Origin of the sequence: Loktanella sp. DJP18 (genome assembly GCF_049310965.1) — a bacterium.
Taxonomy (GTDB): Bacteria; Pseudomonadota; Alphaproteobacteria; order Rhodobacterales; family Rhodobacteraceae; genus Loktanella.
The window spans coordinates 1-746 of record NZ_JBMERN010000371.1 but is presented as its reverse complement, the minus strand read 5'-3'; the positions used below and the strand labels follow the sequence as shown (position 1 = coordinate 746).

The 746-nt window shown below is 61.3% G+C and carries 1 protein-coding gene and 1 pseudogene; both read right to left on the bottom strand.

Features of this window, described 5'->3' with window-relative positions; all coding sequences use genetic code 11:
- A pseudogene (locus tag ACOI1H_RS25970) lies at positions 1–285 on the bottom strand (IS66 family transposase); the annotation flags it as partial.
- Between the two features lie 60 nt (positions 286–345).
- On the bottom strand, positions 346–746 hold a 401-nt coding region (tnpB, locus tag ACOI1H_RS25965), incomplete at its 5' end, for an IS66 family insertion sequence element accessory protein TnpB (RefSeq protein ID WP_422441239.1).

The following is a 746-nucleotide window of genomic DNA, read 5'->3' as shown; positions in this document are numbered from 1 at the left end:
CTGAGAACCTTCGTCGCCTTCTCCTCCGCCTGCTCGGCGCGGATGGCGTCCTCCGCCGCAGCGGTTTCAAGTTCCTCGAGCTGCAACTCGAGCTGGTCGATCAGCCGGGCGGTGCGTTCGGCGCTGCGGCCATACTTGTCGCGCTTGAGCATGGCGATCTCGAGCTTGAGGCCCGCGATCCAGCGCCTCGGACGCCGACACAACGGCGTTCGAGCGGGCCAGTTCGGACCTCAAAGCGGCCAGTTCGGCGCGCAGTTTCTCGAGCTCGGATGCGGCATCTGACATGGTCATAATCTACCATGCCGGCTTACGAATGCCCATGCAAAACAGGGCTATAAGCGCGATTTACCCCACCTTTGCAGGGCGTTGTGTCCAACGCGGATTGCGCCAGTCAATTCCTTCCAGAAGATAACCGAGCTGGGCTGCGGATATCTGAACCGCGTCGCCCGTGCGGCTGACTGGCCAGATAAACTTACCTGCCTCAAGGCGTTTCAGATAGAGCGATGTGCCGACCCCATCATGCCATAAAATCTTGACCAGGTCGCCTTTGCGCCCTCGGAAGCAGAATATCTCCCCGGCATGCGGATCGCGCCCGAGGCCTTGCTGGACCTGCAATGCAAGGGTGTTCATGCCACGCCGCATGTCGGTGACGCCACCCGCGATCCAAACCTTCACGCCCGCCGGAAATGCGATCATTGACCGTCCACCACTGACAGGATCCGGGCAAGCGCTTCCGGGTCGACCAA